Raw genomic sequence first — 6,593 nt, 5'->3', positions numbered from 1 at the left:
GATGTGCGGAAACGGAGTTCGGCGAAGCCAAAAGTGTGAGCGGTTTTCCGCAAAAACATCGCGACAAAACAAAAATTTAGAGCGAAATGGCGATTCCACCTAAAGTCATTTCGCTCTAACGTCGGCTGGCGTTCCTTCAGTGGCTTCCGTCGCTGTCTCTTCCCAGTCCGCGACCTCGACCTCATCCCGTTTCGCGCGCAGGCCCTCCGGCACCGATAGACGTTCCGGCGGCGGTTGCGGCGCATAGACGGGGATGTCGTTCAGTTCATAGGAAAAGAAGATCGGCTGCCCCGTTACCGGACGCAATTCCGTCTCCGCTGGCTCCGCGACAACCACCGTCTCCACCGCCTCAGCAGGGACGTGCGAATCGAAGACCTCGGTGGCGGCGTGCACGACGGGTTCGCTGACCTCGATCTCGGCTACCGGCACCTGCGCCAAGGATGACTCGACCGGCGCGCTCGGCAGGGCCTCCGCCGGCAGGTTGAAGCTGATCTGCTCGTCGAACTCGGCCCAGAAGGCACGGCGATACGCGTCCATCTCCATCAGGATTTCATGATCGGCACCGGCGATTTCGACGCAGCGCCCCTTGGCCAGTTTCTTGACGAAGGCCTTGGTCGGCTGCTTCATCATCAGGGTATCGTCGCTGGAAATCACCACCGACACCGGCGTGCGTACCTTTTTCAGCACCTTGCCCTTGTCCTTGAGCAGGGTGTCACCGATGCGCAGCGCAAACAAAAGCCAGCCCCAGGTCGGCGTCCCCACCGCCAGATGCGGGCAGGCAAACAGTTGCTCGCGCCACAGATTATAGCGCGCCGCATCGTGGGTCAGGGCGTCTTCTTCGAAGGTGTGTTCAAATGGATCGTCAAACAGTTCCGGCACGTACTCGCTGGCCTGACCGTGTTTGACCTTCCAGTCGGTCTGGAACATCACCGACCACAGGGAATGCTTGCCCGTCTTGATGCGCAGCATCGGATTGATGAAAACGGCGGCGCTGAAACGCTCCTCACCGCGCGTCAGGGTCGCCAGATTGAGCGCCGCCCCCATCGAGTGGCCCAGCATCACCCACGGCTTGGGGGCGCGGTCCTCAAAGCCATCGAGCAGGCGTTGATAATCGTCAAGAAACTCGTCTTCGGAACGGGCGTGCCCCTTCAGGCGATCCGGCAGCAAACGCGCCGACAACCCCTGCCCGCGCCAGTCGTGCACCACAACGCAGAAACGGCGTTCCAGCAGATCGGCGACGACCTCGTAATATTTCTCGATCGGTTCGGCCCGACCGGGGCTGACGAAGACGGTGCCGCGCGCCGGTCCCTTCGGATGCCAGAAGCCCAGCCGCAGACGCAGCCCCCCCGCCCCGCGAAACCATTCCCCCACGCCCCCTTCGGGCGGCCGGTATTCCGGTATCGCCATCAGCGGGGCCGCGGTGGACAGGGAAGCGATGCGTGTCACGGGTGCAGTCTCAAACAGGGTTATCAGGCAGGCTTGCGGAATTTCAACGTCATCCGGTCGCTTTCGCCGATGGATTCATACAGTGTACCATCAAAATCCGGATTTGGCGGCTCTCCTCTGTGGGCCGTCAAACGATAGGGCGGCAGGGTCCACACACCGAACGGATGCGCCTTGTTATCCTTGGGGTTGGCGTTGATTTCCGACGCCTCAAGGAACTCAAAACCGGCCTCGGCCGCCAGTTGCTTGACGAAGGGCTCCTGCACATAGCCATTGGTGGCTGCCGGGTCCTGCGCATTGCCAACGTCGGCGCGATGCTGTTCAATGCCCAAAAGACCGCCGGGTTTGAGCGCCGCAAAGGCATCGGCAAAGGCCTTTTCGGCCAGGCCTGCCGCCATCCAGTCGTGCAGCACCAGCAGAAACAAAACCGAATCGACGCTTTCCGCATCGGCCAGCGCCCCGGTCTGCGGCCCGAAGGCCGAAAAGCCCAGTTCGCCATAGAGCTTGGGATCGGCGGTAAAGCGGCGGCGATATTCGGCGGTCAGGGTGGCCGCTTCGGGAGCCGTGGCCTCATTCTCGATCAGGGCGGCGATATAGCGTCCTTTGCCGCGCGCCAGCCACGGCGCCAGAATATCGGTCATATAGCCGGCACCGGGCCACATATCGATGACCGTATCGCGCGGTTTGATCTCGAAAAATTCCAGCGTTTCAATCGGGTGGCGGAACTTGTCCCGCTGACGGTCGATGTCGTTGCGCCACTTGCCCCCCACGGCCCACGGCAGAGTGCCCTCCTGCGCAGCGCCATTGGTCGCTGCGGACTCGCTCTTGCGGCCACAGGCGGTAAGCCCCGTAACGGCCAGAGCCGACGCAGCAAACCCCAGACGCATCATACCGCGCCGGTCGAAGCTCATTTTGGAATCGTCACGCGCCAATAGGCTACCCGGATGAACTCGTTTCAGTCTGGGAAAACCTAAAGCGGTTTCCCCGCCCTGTGAAGCCTTTTGCAGGACAAAAGCCCAACAAGAGACAAAGGGCTGATCAGGCCTCGCCTTCGATTTCCTTCATGGCGCTTTGCAGGTAGTTGGGCTCACCCATCAGACGGATCAGACCAATCTGCGTTTCCAGCCAGTCGATATGGTGTTCGGTATCGGCCAAAATCTGGCGCAGCAGGTCGCGGCTGACGTAATCCTGCACGTCTTCGCACTGCTTGATCCCGGCGACCAGCACGCCGTGACCGCGCGTTTCCACCGACAGATCTGCGGTCAGACACTCGGTGATGGTTTCACCTATCTTCAGCTTGTGCAGGTCCTGAAGATTGGGCAGCCCCTCCAGAAAGAAGATGCGCTTGATCAGCAGATCGGCGTGCTTCATCTCCTCGATCGATTCCTGATAGACGATGCGGCCCAGATGCGTCAGGCCCCAGTTTTCCAGCATACGCGCGTGGAGAAAATACTGGTTGATCGCTGTCAGCTCATTGGTGAGGACGGTGTTTAGAAGCTTGATAATCGCCGGATTGCCCTGCATGGCCGCACTCCTGAGGTTGACGGTGGCGGCAGGGCCGAAAACGCTGTCTATTCAGCCGCCAGCCGCACGGTGGCGCTGACGTCTTCGATCATCTGCCGGATGTCGCAGACGCATTTGGCGCATTGCGGGCGGGTCTGGCAATGGTTGAAGACGGCTTTTACCGTGGTTGCCCCCGATAAAATGGCCTTTTGCGCGTCTCTTTCGCGGATAGCGTTACAATTGCAAACGTACACGAGGGAACCTGTGAGTCCGGCATACCGAGTCAAATCTGAGAATGCGTCTCAGATAGCATCACTCACATTCAATTGCAAGTCACTCGCAACGCGAAGCCCGCGAATGCTTCTCAAAAACTCAGGCCTGTTCCTTAAAGGTCACGGTGACGCCGCGCTTCTTGAAATAGGACTGCATCAGCTTGCGACCCGCGCGGTTGTTCTGCGCCAGTCGCGACGGCTCCACGACCGCCTCTTTTTGACCTTCAGCCGCCAGAGCAGCCTTCAGCGCCGCAATGTGCGTGTCCAGTTGCGCATTGTCGTCGATCAGCGAGGTGTAGACGTTTTCGAGCGCTTCAGCGACGGTCAGGGTGGTCAAGAGGAAACTCCATTATTCGCCGCTCGTCTGCCGTAAAAGCAATCAGAGCGACCTTCATCCGAAAGCCGCTCTAGCAGAAGGCCCCGGCCCTATCAAGCCGCAGGTCAAAACAGGAAAATGGCGGATGCCGCAGGGGCTGCGGCATCCGCCAGACCCGACCGTCACGCCACGGTCAGGGTAGTCGTTTTCAGGTCACGGCTGTTGGGCCCGACCATGATGGTGAAGGTGCCGGCTTCGACCACGCGCTTCATATCGGTGTCAAAGAAGGCGAGATCGGCCGGGGTGATCTCCAGCGTTACCGTCGTCTTGGCACCCGGCTCCAGCGTGACACGCTTGAAGCCCTTAAGCTCCTTGACCGGGCGCGTGACCGACGAATAGTCGTCGCGGATATAGAGCTGCACCACTTCGTCGCCCTTCAGCTTGCCCGTATTGGTCACATCGACCGAAACGGTCAGGCTTTCGCTGGCGGCAATGGTGGCCTTCGACAGGCGCGGGGCCGAGATGTCGAAGGTGGTATAGCTGAGGCCGAAACCGAACGGATAGAGCGGCGTGACGTCCCCATCCAGATAGCCGCGGCGCGCCGTCGGCTTGTGGTTATAGAAGACAGGCAACTGACCGACGCTGCGCGCGAAGGTGATGGGCAGCTTGCCGCCCGGATTGGCGCGCCCGAACAGCAGGTCGGCGGCGGCGTGGCCCGTCTCCTGCCCCAGATACCAGCCTTCAATGATGGCGTCGGCCTTGTCCTGAAGCAGGTTGATCGACAGCGGACGGCCATTGAGCAGGAAGACCACGGTCGGCTTTTTCAGCGCAAAAATGGCGGCCGCCAGATCGTTCTGCTGCCCGATCAGGTCCAGCGATTCGCGGTCACCGAGGTGGTTATCGGCCCAGGCTTCGCGCGAGGTCTGTTCATTGTCGCCCAACACCATGACGATGGTGTCGGCAGACTTGGCCGCCTCAACCGCCTCGGCGATCAGTTTGGCATTGACCGCCGGATCGACGAACTTCACCTCGTCCGCCGCCCAGTCGCGCTTTTCGGTCAGACGGATGGCCTCACGGTATTCCAGCGTGAAGCCCTGCGCCTTGGCTTCTTTCTCCAGTCCTTCGTGGATGGAAACGACATGACGCGGGATTTCCGAATAGCCGCCGATGGGCGTGTCCTTGGCGTGCGTGCCGAGCAGCAGCAGTTTGCCGACCTTTTTGCCGTCCAGCGGCAGGACGCCGTTGTTCTTCAGCAGCACCGCCGAACGCACAGCGGCTTCGCGGGCCAGAGCGATGGCATCGGGGGTCGCCGTCAGCTTGTCAGCCTGTTTGGCATCGACATAGGGGTTTTCGAACAGGCCACCGAGGAATTTCAGCTCCAGAATGCGGTGGACGATGGCGTCGATCTCGGCTTCCGAGACGCGCCCCGACTGCACCAGCTTGATCAGGTTCGGATAGGCTTCGCCGTCCGGCGTCTCGATATCCACCCCGGCCTTGACGGCGCGATAGGCGGCTTCGGTCATGTCCGGCACCAGATGGTGACGGCTGATCATTTCCTTGATGGCGAAATAGTCGGACACCAGCACGCCCTTGAAGCCCCATTCGCCGCGTAACACGGTGTCGAGCAGCCACTTGTTGGCGTGCGACGGCACGCCGTCGATTTCGTTATAGGACGGCATGACCGCCGCGATCGGGGTTTCCTTGACGATCTTTTCAAACGGCGGGAAGAAGACTTCGCGCAGGGTGCGCTCGGAAATCGGCGCCGGGCCGACATTAGTACCGTTTTCCGGCTGGCCATGGCCGGTCATGTGCTTGAGCGTGGCAAACACCTTGTCCTTGGCCAGCTTGCGGTCCGTACCGGAGAAGCCCAGCACCGCCGCCTTACCCATCACGCCCATCAGGTGGGTGTCCTCACCATAGGTTTCTTCGACACGCCCCCAACGCGGCTCACGGCAGACATCGACCACCGGTGCCAGCGCCAGATTGGCCCCACGCGCGCGCATTTCCTTAGCGCAGACGGAGAACACCTTCTCGACCAGTTGCGGATCGAAGCTCGACGCCAGACCGATGGCCTGCGGGAAGGAGGTGGAGTCACGCGCCACATAGCCGTGCAGGCTTTCCTCGTGCATGAACATCGGGATGCCGAGACGGGTCTTTTCTACGGCCCACTTCTGAGCGGCATTGATATAGGTGGCGGTTTCGAGCGGATTGCGGTTGATCACGCCGACATCGGCACCGGCATTGGCCTGCGTGTTTTCGACGCCGCGGCGGTCGCTTGGGCGCGCAATCATGCCGAGACCATTGGGGAAGGCTTCGCTAGCCTTTTTGGGGTCGAAGTCGCCCTTTTCGGTCTGGATCTTGCCCTTTTGCAGCCAGATGCACATCATCTGGGCAACCTTTTCCTCGAGCGTCATGCGCTTGAGCAGATCAGTGGTGCGGGCTTCGACCGACGCCGAGGCGTCCTTATACAGCGGCTTGTCCGTCGCGGCGTGCGAAGCGGCCGAAACCGCCAGAGCGGTAGCGCTCACACCGGCAGCAAAATGGCGTCGGTTCAGTTGCAAGGTCATGACTTGTCTCCCTGTGGTCGTCTCGGGACGCATCCCGTTTCACATTTCTGATTGACCGTTTTGTGTGACCGCACACGTTCCACACCACGGCTATATTTATTGCGCCGCACAAGGATTTCGCCCCGCCGCCGCTCTTATTGACGACTTGCATAACCGATATACCGGGGCTTGGAAAGGGGTAATGATAGCGCTACCAGATAGTTTGTGCGCGGTATCGATTGCAGCCCGCGCGTCCGACGCGGCCCATGAAAAAAACGACACCGTTCGCAGGGAACGATGTCGCTTTTTTTTCTACGCATACGAAAAATAACGGCGGACAGCACAACCCGCAAGGCTGTCCGCCGCTACCTGAAACCCTCAACCCTGTCCGAGGAGACAAGGCCAGAGGATCAGATCCTAGAGCGATGTGCGGAAAAGTGTGAGCGGTTTTCCGCAAAAACATCGCGACAAAACAAAAATTTAGAGCGAAATGGCGTTTCCACCTAAAGTCAT

At 60.3% G+C, this 6,593-nt stretch carries 6 protein-coding genes; all 6 read right to left on the bottom strand.

Annotated elements, in window-relative coordinates:
• Window positions 1–105: 105 nt before the first annotated feature.
• A complete protein-coding gene (locus LDL37_RS16145; RefSeq protein ID WP_290799898.1) occupies window positions 106–1,446 on the bottom strand; it encodes an alpha/beta fold hydrolase in 1,341 nt (446 codons plus the stop codon).
• 23 nt (window positions 1,447–1,469) lie between these two features.
• On the bottom strand, window positions 1,470–2,354 hold the full coding sequence (locus tag LDL37_RS16140; protein WP_290799896.1) for a methyltransferase: 885 nt from the start codon (window positions 2,352–2,354) through the stop codon (window positions 1,470–1,472).
• A gap of 127 nt (window positions 2,355–2,481) precedes the next feature.
• Window positions 2,482–2,967, bottom strand: a complete 486-nt coding sequence (gene bfr, locus LDL37_RS16135) for a bacterioferritin (RefSeq protein ID WP_290799895.1) — start codon at window positions 2,965–2,967, stop codon at window positions 2,482–2,484.
• 47 nt (window positions 2,968–3,014) lie between these two features.
• The gene (locus tag LDL37_RS16130; protein ID WP_013479094.1) at window positions 3,015–3,200 is read right to left on the bottom strand and encodes a (2Fe-2S)-binding protein; all 186 of its coding nucleotides are present in this window, start codon (window positions 3,198–3,200) and stop codon (window positions 3,015–3,017) included.
• 118 nt (window positions 3,201–3,318) lie between these two features.
• Window positions 3,319–3,555, bottom strand: coding sequence for a hypothetical protein (locus LDL37_RS16125; protein ID WP_126419828.1), 237 nt, complete (start codon window positions 3,553–3,555; stop codon window positions 3,319–3,321).
• A gap of 161 nt (window positions 3,556–3,716) precedes the next feature.
• The gene (locus LDL37_RS16120; RefSeq protein ID WP_290799893.1) at window positions 3,717–6,101 is read right to left on the bottom strand and encodes a glycoside hydrolase family 3 N-terminal domain-containing protein; all 2,385 of its coding nucleotides are present in this window, start codon (window positions 6,099–6,101) and stop codon (window positions 3,717–3,719) included.
• Between the last annotated feature and the right edge of the window lie 492 nt (window positions 6,102–6,593).

Origin of the sequence: Asticcacaulis sp., assembly GCF_020217185.1 — a bacterium.
Taxonomy (GTDB): Bacteria; Pseudomonadota; Alphaproteobacteria; order Caulobacterales; family Caulobacteraceae; genus Asticcacaulis.
The sequence above is the reverse complement of the archived record's forward strand: the minus strand, read 5'-3'. Positions and strand labels throughout refer to the sequence as shown.